This is a genomic window from Bacillus sp. RC51 (assembly GCF_044908115.1).
GTDB lineage: Bacteria > Bacillota > Bacilli > Bacillales > Bacillaceae_G > Bacillus_A > Bacillus_A mycoides.
Genome location: NZ_JBIYCW010000001.1, coordinates 663,966 through 680,108, shown reverse-complemented (window position 1 = coordinate 680,108; position 16,143 = coordinate 663,966). Strand labels below are relative to the sequence as shown.

Here is a 16,143-nt window from a genome sequence, read left to right as displayed (position 1 = left end):
CAACGATTTGATAAGATATATCGATTTACCGAAAAAAATGACAATCATCCTATCTTTTATTTCACTTATCAAATTTTAAATCCATAAAAACACCGTAATGATCACTTGGAAATACGTGTAATGAAGTTAATGCTAAATCTCCAAATACAGATACATTTTCTATATTTAGAGATTCAAACGAATCCTTCTCTTGTATCAAAATCCAATCATATCGTTCTTCTTGCTTTTCATCCCCTATTAAATTTGTATTCTTTCCATAATCTAAAGTTGGCTGAGCAAGAATGTTATCTTGATTTTCTTTAAGCTGAGCCACGTCTATCCATTGATTACTTATTAAGTATTGATGCACCCCTGAATGTGGTTCATCATTAAAATCACCACATAATAATTCGTAGCCACTAACTCTGTTTTTAATCCAATTATTCACCGTATCCAATTGCTCTTGTCTTACCTTACTAGATTTCCAATTTAAATGAACATTCGTTATCCCGATCTTATACTCTTTATATTTTAACATGATTCGAATGGCACAATAATTCGATTCCTCTATATCTGTTTCCCAAATAGCTTCTTCAGCTAAGATAGGAACTTTACTTAAAAAAGCTAGCCCTTCATCTGGAGAATCTGGATACTCTTTAAATACACAAACCGGATATCCAGTTTGATCTGCTATATACTGCGCAACATTTTTCTTGGGTCCATAAGTAACACAACTTCTAACTTCCTGTAGAGCAAGAATATGCGGGGAAATATTGCGAACCTCCTCACAAATGGCTTCTAATCTCTCAAACCAAAAACTCTCGTGATTCCATATATTGAAAGTAGCAATTCGAATTACATCACTACAATTTAACATTTTATTTCACCAAATGTAATTTTCATATTCGGAGCATATACTAAAAATGCATGTATATGAAACACTTCAAAAAATCGTAGTTCTGCTTCATATTGAGCAAGCGCTTCAGCAAATGTTAATCCCCGACTCATTAAACGTTCTATAAATTGCTGTTTATCACCCGGATTGCCTGCAATCCCCTCTTCTTTTAGAGAATTATATAATCCTTGCTTATCATTTTGATTTAAATTAGAGTCTAAAAAATTCACTTTATCACTTACTCTACATTCAATATTTTTAACACCTAATTCACTTAAATACATAGGTATTTTCATACCGATATTTCCATCTTTACCGTTTCTCTGTGTGTCCCTTTCAAATAATTTCTGCAAAATACCTATCTGGATAATTTCCGATTGATTCTCTCCATCTAATACGTATGAAGACATATTTGACATCCAATGTGGTTCAAAACAGATTATTTTACCACCTGGTTTAATTGAATGTATCATCTTCTCTAGCATCGTTTTTGGGGAACTCATATGTAATAAGAAAGCATGACTGACAGCTATATCATATTTATTTTCCAATTCAATTTCTGTAGCATCTCCTTCAATAAATTCTGACTCATGTGGAAGCGAATGAATCAACTCTCTCGCTTCAGCTATTAATGCTTCCCCGCTATCAATGCCTGTATACTTTGATCCCTTTGGAAGCAATGGCAACAAAACTAAGCCTAAATAACCATACCCACAACCGTAATCAACAATATGTACCGGTTCAGAAATCTTCCAAACTGTATTTACTAAAAAACTTAAATAATCGTCATTGTAATATAAATCTCTCGTATTTCTTAAATACGCTAGCTTATTATTCCAATCATACTCTTTCAGGTCCAGCACCTCCTTTTATATACAAAACTAAAGTTCTCCATTTAATAGTCACATTCCTACACTTCTAATAAAAAAAGCTAGTATACCTTAAATGATACACTAACTTTTCCACTCACATAATTTAACAATTACAATCAGTATAATCGGTACAAGCTAATGTACTGCAATCACAGTTTCTATGTTCGTCATTTCTTTTTAGGTGAAAATAGAGTAACACAATAAATATTGTACAAATAACAAAAGCAATTATTGCTTCTATATTTCTTTCATAAATGAGAAAACTAATCCCGCTTCCTCCTGAAATAAGAATTAAAACTAAGTAGATCCAAAACATGTAAAGTTCTCCTTCCGTTAATATATGCTTTTAGATGTTATCCATATAATGCTAGAGGCAATAAATAGCCCCATACCATTACCGCTTAATAAACCAGTCGTTACTCTTAGTAAATTTGTGCTGCTTCTCCATTTCCATTTTTGGGTGAATCCATCAATAAGTAACGGAATTTGAGCGGAAAATGATAGTATTATTGCAGGCAGAAACGAAGGTGTCATATAAAAATAAATTGGAAACATTAAAATACCGATAAACATGCCTGTACAACGCGCACATAAAGGTATGTATTTTTGTAGTTTAAGAAAACTTCTTTCCGGTAGTCTATGACAAGGAATATGTAAAATGAAAGCTCGAATCAATACGGACCATCCTCTCTACAAATATTTTAATTGATTTCGCAACATAATTATAGAGTTCTTACACTTCGCAGCGTATAACTCTTTATAGATAAGAGTTTATTTAAGAAAATACAAAAAGACAAGACAGGCCAACAATCGCCTGTTTTGTCTTTTTGTTACTCTATATTACGCTTTAATTTGATTTGTAGTTTATTAGTAAAGTAATGTGAATATTTCTCTCGGCGCATAAGCACAAAATTTTCATTTTACATCTCCTCAGGTGCCTCCACCCCAAGTAAACGTAATCCCTCTTTTAATACAACCGTCACAGCGTAAGCTAATGCGAGTCTACTCTCTTTCTCTTCGTTCTCTTCTAATATACGAACATTTCCATAATATTTATTGAACGCTTGTGCTACATCTAATACGTATTTTGAAATAATAGATGGCTCATTTTTGTTGAAGGCCGCCTCAATTACTTGCGGGAATTTATTAAGTAATTTTACGACACTCCAGCTATAATCATCTTTTAATGCAAACGTACAAGTTTCAAATTCTACACTTTCTTTTCTTAAAATTGAACAAGCACGCGCATGTGTGTACTGTACATATGGTCCTGTTTCCCCTTCAAATTTCAACATATTTTCTAATGAGAATTCGATATTATGCATACGCTCATTTTTTAAATCGTGGAAGATAACTGCTCCAACACCGACTTGTTTTGCCACTTCTTCTTTTTGTTTTAAATTCGGATTTTTCTCTTCAATATTTCGTTCCGCAAGCGCAACAGCTTCTTCTAACACTTCTTCTAATAAAATAATTCTGCCCTTACGTGTCGACATTTTCTTACCATCTTTTAATATGAACCCGAACGGTACATGTTCCATACCATCGACCCAGTCATAACCAAGCTTTTTTAATACAGTGAAAAATTGATTGAAATGTAAGCTTTGTTCTGGGCCTACAACATATAACGCTTTATCAAATTCGTATGTGTTTTGACGATACAATGCCGCTGTTAAATCACGTGTTGCGTAAATGGTAGCACCATCTGATTTTCTAATTAGGCAAGGCGGCATACCTTCTTTTTCTAAATTAACGACTAATGCGCCTTCTGATTCTTCAAGTAAATCGTGCTCTTCTAAAATCCCAATAAAGTCTTCCATTTTATCGTTATAGAAAGCTTCTCCTTGAAAGTTTGTAAATTCCACACCGAGAAGTTCATAAATACGAGAAAATTCTTTTAAAGATTCGTGACGGAACCAATTCCAAAGTTCGACTGCTTCTTCATTTCCTTCTTCTAGTTTTTTAAACCATGATCGTCCTTCTTTTTCTAGTTCTTTGTTCTCTTTTGCTTCTTCATGAAACTGAACATATAACTTAAATAACTCACGAATTGGATCCTCTTTAACAACTTCTTCATTTCCCCATTTTTTATATGCAGTAATTAATTTTCCAAACTGTGTGCCCCAATCGCCAATATAATTAATTCCTACAACTTCATACCCACATTTTCCGGCGATATGTTTCAGCGAATTACCAATCATTGTAGAACGTAAATGCCCCATTGAAAAAGGTTTCGCGATATTAGGAGAGGAATAATCGATAACTACCGTTTTTTCACATCCAAAGTGATTTTGACCGTACTCTTCTTTCTCCGCTAAAATTGTTTTTAATACTTCATCACTTACTGTTTCACGATTAAAAAATACATTTACATAAGGACCAACAGCCTCTACTTTCGTAAAGAACGGATCATTTAATTTCTCCGCCAATTCCTTCGCTATAATAGCTGGTGATTTTTTATATTGCTTCGCTAGTGAAAAGCATGGGAACGCTGCATCTCCGAATTCATCTTGTTTTGGTGTTTCGATTAAATCTAAAATTTGATTTTGCGTTAATTCATTCGTAAAAATATTCGATAAACTTTTCGCAAACTGCGTTTTATAATTCATACTATAACCTCCTTATTTTTTAAAACACAAAAAACTCGTCTCTAAAAAAGAGACGAGTTTTAACCCGTGGTACCACCCTTGTTGTTCATTTCGAACCACTTTCCCGTTTATAACGAGGACAGGGGGCCTCGGCTTACTCTACTATTCGTTCAAGAAGCGTCTCCGAAGTGCGCTTCATCTTTTTCTTCTGCACTAGGCTCACACCATCCCTAGCTCGCTTTCCTTCTGAAAAAGACTACTCTCTTCATCACAGACAGTATATTTAATTATTGCTTATTATACATCTTTTCAAACAATTAGCAAGGGTCAATTGCACCAAAGTGAAACTTAGCACTTTTTCTTTTGTATACGTGAAAATTATGTTTTTCAAATCTAGAACTACGAAAATGATCTTTCAGAACGACACGCTTTCTCGCCACACGCTTCGCTTCCGCAATTGTTTCGTCAGTAATATCATGATACAAAGCGAAGTGTTTTAATCCTTTTATTCCATCTGATTCTATGACCGTTTCTTCAAACATCGGATCAAGGTAAACGACATCATAACTATTATCTTCACATTGTGTTAAAAATGCGTAATGCTCCGTTTGCTTCACATCGATTCGTTGCATTGCTTCATCGATTTCAGAAACGGATGAAGACCATGTTTGCAAGCCTTTTCCCATGATGTAAGACATATATTCGTTTCCTTCAAGCCCAGTTACTTTTCCACTTTCACCAACAACATAACTAGCTACAATACTATCTGATGCCATACCGAGCGTACAATCTAATACTGTCATTCCGCTCTCTAATTTAGCAGCTTGTACAAACGGATCGTGCTCTCCGCGCATTAACCTTTTCACACGAAACATTGCTGAGTTTGGATGAAAGAAAAACGACTCTTCCGTACCTTTTGGATAAATGGCTAATCGATTTTTCCCTACGACAAGTACATCTTGTTCATACTGCTCATGCAGTTTATGTACTGGTATGTCATTACGTTTAACGAAAGAAAGATTTAATTCTGCTGCTACCTTGTTTGCATAATCTTTCATTTCTTTATTTGTTCTTCCTGCTGTTGTTACTATCATTTTTTCACCTCTATATAAAGAAAAGAGGGAGATTCACTCTCCCCCTACTTTAGCAATTCTTTTCGAAAGCTTGTTCTAAGTTTGTAATAATTTCGTCCATTGTTGCGCCTTCAATTTCATGACGGTGAATGAAGTGCACAACTTCTTTTCCTTTTAGTAATGCCATAGATGGTGAAGATGGAGGAATTTCTCCGAAGTATTCACGCATTTTCACAGTAGCATCTTTATCTTGACCTGCAAATACAGTTACAAGATGATCAGGTTGTTTTTCAGCACGTACAACCGCTTGACCTGCTGATGGGCGTGCTAAACCAGCTGCACAACCACAAACAGAGTTTACAACTACTAAAGTTGTACCTGATGCATTCTCCATAAATTCTGTTACAGCTTCTTCTGTAGTTAACTCTTCAAATCCAGAACGCACTAACTCTTGGCGCATTGGAATTACCATTTGACGCATGTATTCTTCATATGCATTTGACATCTTGTATCTCTCCTTCAACTTTCATTCCAAATTTATCATATCACGCTCTATTAATAGGTGCAAAAGAAAGATAACGATGATTTCATTTTTTTGTAGGGATTTCACAAACCCCTTCACGACAGTGTCCAACTGGGACAAGTTTTCTATTGTTGGCAATATAATCGTATACTTTACTTCCAAATCCAAGTACGATAGATAGTTTTATAAAAGGTACTGCAAACCAATAAGATGGAACGGCCTTTGCTAATACGTTAATGCTATGAATTCCGTCATACCACTTATTATTTTTTAAAATATACAATCTTTGTTCCATCTTACTTTGTAATTCTTGAGAAAGTTCATACTTCTCAACTACATCTTCATCTCGAAATGAAACAAATTTCATCTTACCCTTTTTATCTAATCTTTTCGTACGTTCTGCAACCGCCGTACACATTGGGCACCAACTATCATAGAAAACAATCATAAACTATTCCCCTTTACGAGACTCCGTCATTTGCTTCCATACTGATCCTTTTGCTTCTTCGCCGCCTTCAATACGTTCTAAAGCTAAACGTGCTTGCATCGCCACTTCAAACTCCGGATCATCTTCTGCTGCTTTTAGTGCCGGAATTGCACTTTCATCACCAAGTTCAAATAAGAACATTGCTGCACGCCAGCGTACTAATTTACTTGAATCTTTCAGAGATTTAATCATAACGAACATCGCTGCTGGATCACCTACGTCCGATAAGCAATCTCCTGCTGTACGACGAACACTTACTGAACGATCTAATAACGCTTTATATAATAACGGCAATACTCCATCACCTTTTACCATACCTAAATACGCTGTTGCTAAACGGCGGATAGATACTTTCTCATCATCTAATGCCATTTTCAATACCATCATATCTTCTTCCGTTGGATCCATTTGTTCTAAAGCTGCAAAACGGTTTTTCCAGTCAGAATCTTTCATCATCTCTTCTGTTACTTTATATGGCTCACGCTTTTGAATCGTTACTTCAACAGCACCTGCTTGATCTAATAATTCTTTAACCGTTTCATTTACACGTTCTTCTGAATAAGCAGCAACAAGTTCTTCTACTACTTCTTTCCCGATTTCTTCAAAATTACCGTAACGTGTACTTTGCTCTACCCACTTACGCTCTTTCACAACGTTAGGTGCAGACATTTGCACTTTCATAATTGATTCTTTAAAACGATCAGGTAAACCAACACGCTCTTCTGAGGTTCCATCTGTTAACTTCACTTGCATCGGAATTGTAAAGAACATTTGAACAAACACTTTCACTTCTCCAAAATGAGAAAGTTGTTGTTCTTCGCTTTCTTCCACTATTTCTTCACCGAAAACAGCACGAACTTGTTGTAATAAAACTTTCCAGTCATACTTCGCATTTCGCTCCACTGCTAAAAAGTCTGCAACATGATACACACCTTTAATGCCTTCAATCTTCAAAATTTCTTGCACTTGCACTGGTGCTTGTTCTTTATTTTCATTTGTATAATTATTACGCGCTCCTGATGGTAATACTTCATTCAAAATAACTTTCATTGTATTTGGACTTGGCGTCGGTTCAATTGCTTTAATCTTCACGTAAAAAACTCTCCTTTATTGCGTGTTCTTAGCTGTATTGTAACATGTTACCCCTTTATACTCCTACTCGGATGCTTAATTTTATTGATTTCTTCCCATCATCATACTTTCTCTTTCCACCTAATTAATCCGAAACTATCATTAAAATTCTAATATTATTGCGATGCACTCTCCCGCCTTCTCTCTAAAAATGTAATATTCTCAATCAGAACTTCAGTTCTATATACTCTCTTTCCTTGTTCATCATCGTAATTACTCGTATGAATACGCCCTGTAATTCCAACAAGTGAGCCTTTCGTACAATATTCTGTTACATTTTCAGCCGACCTTCTCCATACAACACAATTAATAAAATCTACTTGTTGCTCACCTAAACTATTTCGAAAACCTCTATTCACCGCAACACATATTCGTGCATAAGCGACACCTTGTTTTGTGTAGTATAATTCTGGCTCCTTTGTCAATCTACCGATTAATACAACTCGATTCATCATAAGTTATACCACCTCACATATTTTTCTTCATTGTAAAGAAAAATGTTGGAAGGGTAAAAAGCGCAAAATGATATGTTTGTAAGCAAAAATTATTACTTTATATCTTACAAATCAAAAAAAGAAACCCTACATAGTTTAAACATCTAAGGTTTCCAAAAATATTATACTTCACTGCAAGATATGTAATATCCTCCGCGGGCCATCTTTATTTCAGCGCGGTACATTACATTTTCTAAGTAGAAAGTAATCGGTTTAACTTTACTCTCAAATTTCAATTGTTCATTACATTCTGTCGCATGTCCTTCAATAGCTGAACGAATGACTTCTGCTGACGGATATGTTAAAGCGTTATCTAGTTCTATGAAAAAACTTTTAGAAAATAGTTTTTTCATAATCCCTTTTTTCTCTTTCATCATATTCCATCCCCCTTCAATTTAAGTCGCCAACATCCATATTTTCAATTTATCTTTAAAAACAAAAAAAACTGCACATTTCATGCAGGATTTTTTTATTAGTCATTTTTCGTAAAGTAAGAAACGAAACGAAGAATTTCTAAGTATAACCATACTAGCGTCATCATTAGACCCATTGCACTGTACCACTCCATATATTTTGGAGCTTGACTACGTGCGCCACTTTCGATTAAATCGAAATCTAGTAATAGATTTAATGCAGCAACTACAATAATAACTGCACTAATGATAATACCGATTGTTCCACCTTGGTGAATATATGGAACTGTAACACCGAACATGTTTAGTAAGAATACGATTAAATACATAACCATAATTCCCATTGTCGCTGCGATTACACCTGTGCGGAATTTATCAGTTACTTTTACTACGCGTGTTGCATACAACACTAGCATTGCAAATAGAATTGAAACTGTTAGTAAGACAGCGTTTAAAACGATAGTATCGCCAAATTTCATTGTATAAATCGCTGAAATACTCCCTAATACAACCCCTTCTACCGCTGCATAGATTGGCGCACCGATAGGTGAAATGCGCGGGAAGAATATAGACGCAAATGCGACGATTGCCGCAATAACTAAAGCGCCAATTAATACTGGCATCTTCATCGTACCTTGCGTCATCTGTATGTATGAATAGACAGACGTTGCAAGCAGCAAGATAAGCATGATAAACGTTTTGCCTACTGTTCCGCCAATAGTCATCGCAGAAGTATTTGCTCCCTCTTTACGGAATGCCTCTTTTTTCAACATTGGATTAGATGTTCTCATTTTTTCCCTCCTAAAATAGGTTCTACCAATAGTGTAAAGTTTTTCTCTTTACTTTTCAATATATGCAGCTTGTTTTTATTTTAATCCTTCAACGATGTCGGATAGTTCACTCCATCGTTCCATCGTTTTTTCTAGCTCTTCTTCTATCTTCTGCCCTGCTTCAGATAATTCTTGGGCCTTTGTGAAGTCAGATCCAACATTCGTAAGTTCTTCTCCAATTGATTCAAGTTTCTCTTCTAGTTGTGCAATTGTATCTTCAATTGTTTCCCATTCACGCTGCTCATTGTAAGAAAGTTTACGTTTACGTTGTTGTTTCGGGGCCTCTTCTACTACTTTTTTCTCCTTTTGAACTTCTGCTTTCTCAATGAGTTCTCTCGTTTTTTCCATTTCTAAATACTCTGTATAACTACCTAGGAATTCACGCACTTCGCCTTCGCCAGTAAAGATGAACAATTCATCTACTACTTTATCTAAGAAGTAACGGTCATGCGATACAGTTAAAACGACACCTGGGAAATCTTCTAAATAATCTTCTAGCACTGTTAATGTTTGTGTGTCTAAATCATTCGTAGGCTCATCAAGTAATAGTACGTTTGGTTCTCCCATTAAAATACGCAATAAATATAACCGTCTTCTTTCGCCACCAGATAGTTTACCAAGCGTTGTTCCATGTGAATGCGGTAGGAATAAGAAACGTTCTAGCATTTGAGATGCGCCAATTACTTTTCCGTCTGTCGTATGAATAACTTCCGCAATTTCTTTAATGTATTCAATCATACGCTGGTTTAAATTCATCTCTTCATTTTCTTGCGTATAATAGGCAACTTTTACAGTTTGTCCTACTTCAATTTCACCACTATCAGGAGAGAATTTTCCTGCAAGCATATTTAATAGTGATGATTTTCCGCTTCCATTTGCTCCGATGATTCCGATACGATCACCAGGCTTCACAATATGATTAAAGTTATGTAGTACTGTTTTATCACCAAATTTTTTCGTTACATCTTTTAATTCAAGTACTTTCTTTCCTAAACGACTTCCACTTAGTGCAATATCAACTGATTGCTTCGCTGCTGGTCCTTCTTGTCCCTTCAGCTCATCAAAACGCTGAATGCGCGCCTTTTGTTTCGTAGAACGGGCTTTTGCACCACGGCGAATCCAAGCAAGTTCACGACGATATAAATTTTGGCGTTTTGATTCTTGTGCCGATTCTTGCTCTTCACGAAGTGCTTTCGCTTCTAAAAATGTACTGTAGTTTCCTTCGTAGCTATACAGTTTACCGTTATCTAATTCAAAAATACGGTTTGTCACACGATCTAAGAAATAACGATCATGGGTTACAAGTAATACCGCACCTGTATATCTTGCTAAATATTCTTCTAACCATTCAACTGTCTCATGGTCAAGATGGTTCGTAGGCTCATCCAAAATTAATAAATCAGGTGTTTCAATAAAACATTGCGCCATTGCAATACGCTTTTTTTGTCCACCAGATAGGTTTCCAACAGTTGCTGTAAAATCAGTAATTCCTAATTTCGTTAATAACGATTTTGCATTCGCATTTGCTTCCCATGCACTCATCGCATCCATACGTTGCTGCACTGCAAATAATTGTTCCTGTACTTTTTCATTACTTGGATCTTTTTCGATATTTAATAACGATTGTTCATAATCACGAAGAAGACGAATTAAAGGTGTATCACCATGGAACACTTGCTCTAATACTGTTAGTTTTTCATCAAACTCTGGTTGCTGTGATAAATAACTAATTGTATATCCGCGTGAATGCGTCATATCACCTGTATCAGGAGTTTCTAATCCTGCAATAATTTTTAATAACGTTGATTTACCAGTACCGTTTACACCGATAATTCCGACACGTTGTCCTTCTGTAATACTACATGATAATCCATCAAATAACGGTTTTTCTCCGTATGATTTCGATAAGTTCTCCACAGTTAACATTTTCATATTTGTGCATTCCACTCTTTCATAAATTGTTCAATAAACTGTTCCATATAACGATGACGAACTTCAGCCTCTTGTTTTGCTGCGTTCGTGTTCATTAAATCTTTTAGTTTTAAAAGCTTTTCATAAAAATGATTTAAAGATGGATCATTATTTTTTCTATATTCATCTTTCGTCATCACTTCTCGAGGAGGGATAGTTGGATCATACATTAATCTCCCTTTCGCTCCTCCGTATGCAAACGTTCGAGCTATTCCAATTGCACCAAGAGCATCTAAACGATCCGCATCTTGAACAATTCTACCTTCAAGTGACTCAACTGTGCCACCATGACCGCCCTTATAAGACATATTGGCGATGATACGAAGAACATGCTTACTTTCCTCTTCTTCAACACGTAACTCTTCTAACCAATCAGAAACTTTTTTCATTCCTGCTTCTTCACTCTCATTTAACTTCTCATCTGCTACATCGTGAAGTAATGCTGCCATTTCAATTATAAAACGATTTCCCCCTTCTTGCTCGGATAAAGAAATCGCCAATTTATGTACGCGTTCAATATGATACCAATCATGCCCACTCGCATCTTTTTCTAAAATATGCTTTACGAAAGTTATTGTTTTTTGTATTTTTTCTTGTTTTATCATTTTATCTTCACCCAGTTACTTATTGTAACACGCCCGCATTTTTTCATCACATATTTTCTTGTCCGCCCATACACTAGGTGGTAGGCATCATTATGAAGGAGGAATAAAAATGTTCTATAATAACCAACCGCCTTACCCACAACAGCCTCTTTATCCTCAACATCAGGAACAAAGATATGCTGAACAATATGAGGAGCAAGAGACACAACATCAAGAGCCACAATACGAACAAAATCCATACGCAACACCGCAAAATCAAGAAACTGAATATCCTCAAAACCCTTATGACACACGTCCAAATTATGAATATCCTCAAAATCCATACGTAGCACAACCTAGCCAAGAACCTCAATTTCAAGGTACTCCATACGAGACGCAACCACAATATCAACAAAATCCATACCAACAACAAATGTATCAACCAAACTATGACGCACGTGTCTCACCACCTAAACCACCAACAATTGATCCGACGCAACCACAAATTTTACCACCTGGGCCGACTTTAGATATTACACAACCACAAATTTTACCACCTGGACCTATTACAGAACCAACGCAACAACAAATCCAACAAGTTGTCGGTACACAGTTTTTACCTTTAAAGAAACCTGTACTTGATTTCGTAAAACCTTGGGTAGATTACGGCTTGAATGAAGCGAAACATACATCACACAAACATGCTTTAACAGAAGTTGCTGCGATTATGTTCTTAGTTGGTAAAGGATTCAACCCAACGATTGCTCATTATATTGTAGAATCTTGGGAGAAGAATGAGCAGTTTTAGAATTGTTGATTTTAAAAAACATAAAAACCTCAAAAATGCCAAATCCCTTATGTCACAAAGGATTTGGCATTTTTAAGTTTCTAGAAAAACCCGCTAAATATAAAGAGGAATTAAAAGTCATAAATCCGGTACAATACTGTATCCACGCCCAAGGAACTGTAAAATGAAATAACGTGTATAACTTTTTGGAGTCTATTGACCTTTTCAAATCCCCTTATATTAATGCTCGCTATTAAGACCTTCTCCTTCTAGGACCTACAATTAATTTGATTGCTGTTCTTTCTTGATTATCGATAGTAACCTCTTGAAACGCTGGAACAAGCACCAAGTCAATGCCACTTGGAGCTACAAAACCTCTTGCAATCGCAATTGCTTTAATCGCTTGATTTAAAGAACCAGCTCCAATCACTTGGATTTCTACTTTGCCACTTGCTCTTAGTACACCGGCTATTGCACCTGCCACTGAATTCGGACTTGATTTTGAGGATACCTTTAATATATTTTCCATGTACGTTGCTCCCTCTATTATTTAATCTCTCTTTTCTTACTGTTTGAAATATAACTAACGTATCTTTAACTATTATTCAAAATAAATACAAACAATTCTGTATAATTACATTCATTCGATATTTTTTGCCTTCTTCCTGCACAACTACATAAATAAAAAGCGACGACTAAGTTAAAAACTTAATCATCGCTTTTTCCATTTCTCTGTTTCACTAAAATGCTGTCCTTTAAATACTTCTCTTCTTTACTTTGGCGATATACTATCTTAAAGTTTAAATACTTCAACATTTTAAAACCTTGGATAGAGTTATCTGCTAAATATTCATCCTTTTTATTTTCCAAAATTTATCACATAGAATATTCTAACTCCATTTTTTGAAAACTATATCCCCTCATTAGAGTACTTTATATTATGCCAGTTTTTTATCCTAAATCTATTACCTTATATATGGACAAGTATACACGCCAATTGCTTTTCGATTGCATAAACTACTATGTGTTATACATTTATTAATAATAGGAGGTAATATATTGGGTTCATACTATCATTCTTCAAGTTCATATAAAAGATCTTCATGCCACTCTTCTTCTAGTTCATATAAAAAATGTTCGTGCCATCAATCTTCCAGTTCGTATAAAAAATGTTCATGCGACCATTCACATAAATCATCTAAGCCTGCTTACGGCACTTTTTGGCAAACTGAGTTTATAACTGTTCCTTTTGGCGGTTCTTTTCCGTTTAATCACGTTGGCCCTTTGGCAGGAGGAGTTTCCTTATTAAATCCGACTACTATACAATTTAGTAAAGCTGGTGATTATAGAATTTCTTTCATTTCAAGTATTAACACTACGTTAAATCCTGTATTTCCCCATATTCCAGTCATAACTATATTTTTAAATAATAATCCACTTGCTAATAGTCAAGGTGATTTCGCTTTTCAAATGAATACTTCATCAAATAACGAATGCCTTCAACTAGCTGGCGAAACTATTGTTACGGTGCCTGCTAATTCAACTCTTCAACTTAGAAATAATAGTGGTTTCAATCATCAAAGTATTGTAACTTGTGATAATGGTATAAATTCAGTTGAATTAACAGTTACAAAACTAAGTTAATACTATTCCCTCACATTCAGATACTAATTTAGTATCTTTTTTTATTGCATAACGTTTTTTTGATTCCCATCGTCCTCTTATACAACATAAACTCCTATTTCACTTTTCTATTCATCTAATAAACATGAAAAAGTGCCGAAATCCTTCTGCCACAAGAATTCGGCACTTTTTTTATTAAAACCGATTCATTCTTTCCTACTTCTCCACATAAACCGATTTAACTATCGTACGATTATAAGGTTGTCCTTCCTTATTCATTCCTTTCATATCAATTGTAACGTTATATACACCTGGCTGTTCTATATTTTTCAAAGCACCTGTAAATGTAGTTGTATTAATGTTTTTCGATTCATTTGATTCAGAAACTAATTTTCCATCTTTATTAATTACTCGTACTGTTACTGAAAGATCGCCTTTCATTTCTGGAGCTATAGGTGATTTTTTGAGTTTATACTCTGCTTTATTTACTTTAACCTTTGCCGGCATTTGAAGGACGAACGGAGCATCTTTTTTGTAATCGGTCACGATTAAATATGCATCTTTCTGCTGCTTCGCCATCATTTTAACTTGCCATTCTCCTTCTTCCATTTTATCAAATTTAAATGTTCTTATAGTCGCTCCTTTAAAGAAAGATTCACCTTCACCAGTAGATACAGCACTATCTTTATTTGTATAAACTTTTCCTTTTGGAGATATTAGTTGTATTTCTACATCCGAAGAAGCTGTTAAAACAGAAATTACCCCTTCTGCCTTTTTATCAACTGCGATAGTTTGCCCTACCCACTCATTTTGTGACAACTCTCCTCCTAAAATAGCTTGATTAGAAGTTGTGTTTAATTGTTCTACCTTATCCTCTGAACTATTACTCGGGGCTAATAAAGCTGGTACTGGTACATTTACTGTCCGTAAATATGGTTCAATTCGTGCGAAAACAGCTGAACCTTTTCGGATATTATCATGATCAAACCGTGAATCTGTAAATAAATGTGTTCCATATGGTAACTTAGCACTCCATTCGTTCACCAATCCATCATTAGAACCGTATGATGACAAATACAACCCGCCCATAGATAGTGCTGAAAAAACAGGTCCCCAGCTTGTCCCAGTAGCCGTATAGTAACGGTTTAATTTAGCTGCAGGATTATTATCTATTGTAGAACGAAACTTTGCCATTTCACCTATTTGCAATGAATATGTCCCATCATCTTTTTGACCTAATATAGAGGCAAGCCATCCTGCCCACCAACTATATGATAAATCCGCTAAATTGGATCCGTAATGCGGAGTGGCAAGAGTAATAACATTTCCAACAAATCGATTCGCTCCATATCCAACTAACGCAGCTTGTGTATCAATACCACCTTTACTGTGAGCTACAATATTTACTTTTTTGCCAAAATGATTATAAATCTCTTCAAGCTTTTGTGCTAACAATTTTCCATTGTCCCATTGGCTAGCTGATCCTTTCCCCGCGGCATCATATAATTGAATAAATACAGTTTGATAGCCTGCTTTCAAAGCATAATCGTACATATCATTCATCTCATGATATACTGTCTTTCCATACCAACTATCCGCATTACCATTTCTTCCTTGTACAAAGAGAATTGGTGGTTTATTCTCATCATAATTAGCAGGTTTCTGGCCTAAAAACCATTCTCCAGGAGTAAATACTTCTTGATTTGGAAAGCCAGTCTTAAACTCTGTTACAACCTCCGCGTGTACATTTGCACTAAAAACCAGCGGACTCATAAAACAAAGTACAATAAATAATGCGATACTCCTTTTCATAATTCCCATTAACATCCCCCTTTTTCTCCTGAAAGAAAACGCTGCCATTCCTTTGAACACCAATTGTTGTAAATTCCATTT

General features: G+C 35.4%; 19 protein-coding genes and 1 other annotated feature. Of the genes, 2 read left to right on the top strand and 17 right to left on the bottom strand.

Features of this window, described 5'->3' with window-relative positions; all coding sequences use genetic code 11:
* Window positions 1-61 precede the first annotated feature (61 nt).
* The 14 genes from ABH959_RS03545 to ABH959_RS03480 form a co-directional block, all read right to left on the bottom strand.
* Entirely contained in the window at window positions 62-856 is a 795-nt protein-coding gene (locus tag ABH959_RS03545; RefSeq protein ID WP_113937757.1) for an endonuclease/exonuclease/phosphatase family protein, read from the bottom strand.
* Window positions 850-1,734, bottom strand: a complete 885-nt coding sequence (locus ABH959_RS03540; RefSeq protein WP_404492329.1) for a methyltransferase domain-containing protein — start codon at window positions 1,732-1,734, stop codon at window positions 850-852. The genes ABH959_RS03545 and ABH959_RS03540 overlap by 7 nt, the downstream gene beginning before the upstream one ends.
* 115 nt (window positions 1,735-1,849) lie before the next feature.
* Entirely contained in the window at window positions 1,850-2,062 is a 213-nt protein-coding gene (locus ABH959_RS03535; protein WP_033709025.1) for a hypothetical protein, read from the bottom strand.
* Window positions 2,063-2,079: 17 nt separating this feature from the next.
* A complete protein-coding gene (locus ABH959_RS03530) occupies window positions 2,080-2,421 on the bottom strand; it encodes a DUF2085 domain-containing protein (RefSeq protein ID WP_002141578.1) in 342 nt (113 codons plus the stop codon).
* Between the two features lie 245 nt (window positions 2,422-2,666).
* Window positions 2,667-4,355: an arginine--tRNA ligase gene (argS, locus tag ABH959_RS03525; RefSeq protein WP_404492286.1), complete on the bottom strand. Its 1,689-nt coding sequence runs from the start codon at window positions 4,353-4,355 to the stop codon at window positions 2,667-2,669.
* A 45-nt stretch (window positions 4,356-4,400) separates the two neighbouring features.
* Window positions 4,401-4,615: a binding site (T-box leader), on the bottom strand.
* Between the two features lie 36 nt (window positions 4,616-4,651).
* Window positions 4,652-5,428, bottom strand: a complete 777-nt coding sequence (locus ABH959_RS03520; RefSeq protein ID WP_404492285.1) for a class I SAM-dependent methyltransferase — start codon at window positions 5,426-5,428, stop codon at window positions 4,652-4,654.
* Window positions 5,429-5,477: 49 nt separating this feature from the next.
* On the bottom strand, window positions 5,478-5,912 hold the full coding sequence (locus tag ABH959_RS03515) for a BrxA/BrxB family bacilliredoxin (RefSeq protein WP_002012568.1): 435 nt from the start codon (window positions 5,910-5,912) through the stop codon (window positions 5,478-5,480).
* A gap of 82 nt (window positions 5,913-5,994) precedes the next feature.
* Entirely contained in the window at window positions 5,995-6,378 is a 384-nt protein-coding gene (locus ABH959_RS03510; protein ID WP_002085930.1) for a thiol-disulfide oxidoreductase DCC family protein, read from the bottom strand.
* A 3-nt stretch (window positions 6,379-6,381) separates the two neighbouring features.
* Complete coding sequence (locus ABH959_RS03505; protein WP_404492284.1) at window positions 6,382-7,509, bottom strand: conserved virulence factor C family protein; 1,128 nt, start codon at window positions 7,507-7,509, stop codon at window positions 6,382-6,384.
* A gap of 155 nt (window positions 7,510-7,664) precedes the next feature.
* Window positions 7,665-8,003, bottom strand: a complete 339-nt coding sequence (locus tag ABH959_RS03500; RefSeq protein WP_002012564.1) for a single-stranded DNA-binding protein — start codon at window positions 8,001-8,003, stop codon at window positions 7,665-7,667.
* Between the two features lie 161 nt (window positions 8,004-8,164).
* Entirely contained in the window at window positions 8,165-8,419 is a 255-nt protein-coding gene (locus tag ABH959_RS03495; RefSeq protein WP_061688393.1) for a DUF4318 domain-containing protein, read from the bottom strand.
* A gap of 95 nt (window positions 8,420-8,514) precedes the next feature.
* Window positions 8,515-9,246: a Bax inhibitor-1/YccA family protein gene (locus ABH959_RS03490; RefSeq protein ID WP_002085937.1), complete on the bottom strand. Its 732-nt coding sequence runs from the start codon at window positions 9,244-9,246 to the stop codon at window positions 8,515-8,517.
* Window positions 9,247-9,321: 75 nt separating this feature from the next.
* Window positions 9,322-11,217, bottom strand: coding sequence for an ABC-F family ATP-binding cassette domain-containing protein (locus tag ABH959_RS03485; protein ID WP_002127139.1), 1,896 nt, complete (start codon window positions 11,215-11,217; stop codon window positions 9,322-9,324).
* The gene (locus tag ABH959_RS03480; RefSeq protein WP_404492283.1) at window positions 11,214-11,861 is read right to left on the bottom strand and encodes an HD domain-containing protein; all 648 of its coding nucleotides are present in this window, start codon (window positions 11,859-11,861) and stop codon (window positions 11,214-11,216) included. Before ABH959_RS03480 ends, ABH959_RS03485 begins: the two co-directional genes overlap by 4 nt.
* A gap of 109 nt (window positions 11,862-11,970) precedes the next feature.
* Here ABH959_RS03480 and ABH959_RS03475 point away from each other — a divergent pair, with 109 nt between their 5' ends.
* Entirely contained in the window at window positions 11,971-12,648 is a 678-nt protein-coding gene (locus tag ABH959_RS03475) for a hypothetical protein (protein ID WP_002065129.1), read from the top strand.
* A 232-nt stretch (window positions 12,649-12,880) separates the two neighbouring features.
* Here the strand turns inward: ABH959_RS03475 and ABH959_RS03470 are convergent, their stop codons facing one another.
* Complete coding sequence (locus tag ABH959_RS03470) at window positions 12,881-13,156, bottom strand: stage V sporulation protein S (protein WP_002035358.1); 276 nt, start codon at window positions 13,154-13,156, stop codon at window positions 12,881-12,883.
* A 179-nt stretch (window positions 13,157-13,335) separates the two neighbouring features.
* Window positions 13,336-13,497 (bottom strand): hypothetical protein, encoded by a 162-nt coding sequence (locus ABH959_RS03465; RefSeq protein WP_181777943.1) that lies wholly within the window; start codon window positions 13,495-13,497, stop codon window positions 13,336-13,338.
* Between the two features lie 189 nt (window positions 13,498-13,686).
* Between ABH959_RS03465 and ABH959_RS03460 the strand changes: the two genes are divergently transcribed.
* Window positions 13,687-14,271 carry a preprotein translocase gene (locus ABH959_RS03460; RefSeq protein WP_113937751.1) on the top strand — a complete coding sequence of 195 codons (585 nt, stop codon included), beginning with the start codon at window positions 13,687-13,689 and terminating at the stop codon, window positions 14,269-14,271.
* A 195-nt stretch (window positions 14,272-14,466) separates the two neighbouring features.
* Here ABH959_RS03460 and ABH959_RS03455 read toward each other — a convergent pair whose 3' ends face one another.
* Complete coding sequence (locus ABH959_RS03455) at window positions 14,467-16,077, bottom strand: lipase family alpha/beta hydrolase (protein WP_404492282.1); 1,611 nt, start codon at window positions 16,075-16,077, stop codon at window positions 14,467-14,469.
* Between the last annotated feature and the right edge of the window lie 66 nt (window positions 16,078-16,143).

Excerpts from the sequence above, each read along its gene's own strand:
- ABH959_RS03545 (WP_113937757.1), bottom strand. The coding sequence starts at position 856 with ATGTTAAATTGTAGTGATGTAATTCGAATTGCTACTTTCAATATATGG.
- ABH959_RS03535 (WP_033709025.1), bottom strand. The coding sequence starts at position 2,062 with ATGTTTTGGATCTACTTAGTTTTAATTCTTATTTCAGGAGGAAGCGGG.
- argS (WP_404492286.1), bottom strand. The coding sequence starts at position 4,355 with ATGAATTATAAAACGCAGTTTGCGAAAAGTTTATCGAATATTTTTACG.
- ABH959_RS03520 (WP_404492285.1), bottom strand. The coding sequence starts at position 5,428 with ATGATAGTAACAACAGCAGGAAGAACAAATAAAGAAATGAAAGATTAT.
- ABH959_RS03515 (WP_002012568.1), bottom strand. The coding sequence starts at position 5,912 with ATGTCAAATGCATATGAAGAATACATGCGTCAAATGGTAATTCCAATG.
- ABH959_RS03510 (WP_002085930.1), bottom strand. The coding sequence starts at position 6,378 with ATGATTGTTTTCTATGATAGTTGGTGCCCAATGTGTACGGCGGTTGCA.
- ABH959_RS03500 (WP_002012564.1), bottom strand. The coding sequence starts at position 8,003 with ATGATGAATCGAGTTGTATTAATCGGTAGATTGACAAAGGAGCCAGAA.
- ABH959_RS03495 (WP_061688393.1), bottom strand. The coding sequence starts at position 8,419 with ATGATGAAAGAGAAAAAAGGGATTATGAAAAAACTATTTTCTAAAAGT.
- ABH959_RS03490 (WP_002085937.1), bottom strand. The coding sequence starts at position 9,246 with ATGAGAACATCTAATCCAATGTTGAAAAAAGAGGCATTCCGTAAAGAG.
- ABH959_RS03485 (WP_002127139.1), bottom strand. The coding sequence starts at position 11,217 with ATGAAAATGTTAACTGTGGAGAACTTATCGAAATCATACGGAGAAAAA.
- ABH959_RS03480 (WP_404492283.1), bottom strand. The coding sequence starts at position 11,861 with ATGATAAAACAAGAAAAAATACAAAAAACAATAACTTTCGTAAAGCAT.
- ABH959_RS03475 (WP_002065129.1), top strand. The coding sequence starts at position 11,971 with ATGTTCTATAATAACCAACCGCCTTACCCACAACAGCCTCTTTATCCT.
- ABH959_RS03470 (WP_002035358.1), bottom strand. The coding sequence starts at position 13,156 with ATGGAAAATATATTAAAGGTATCCTCAAAATCAAGTCCGAATTCAGTG.
- ABH959_RS03455 (WP_404492282.1), bottom strand. The coding sequence starts at position 16,077 with ATGTTAATGGGAATTATGAAAAGGAGTATCGCATTATTTATTGTACTT.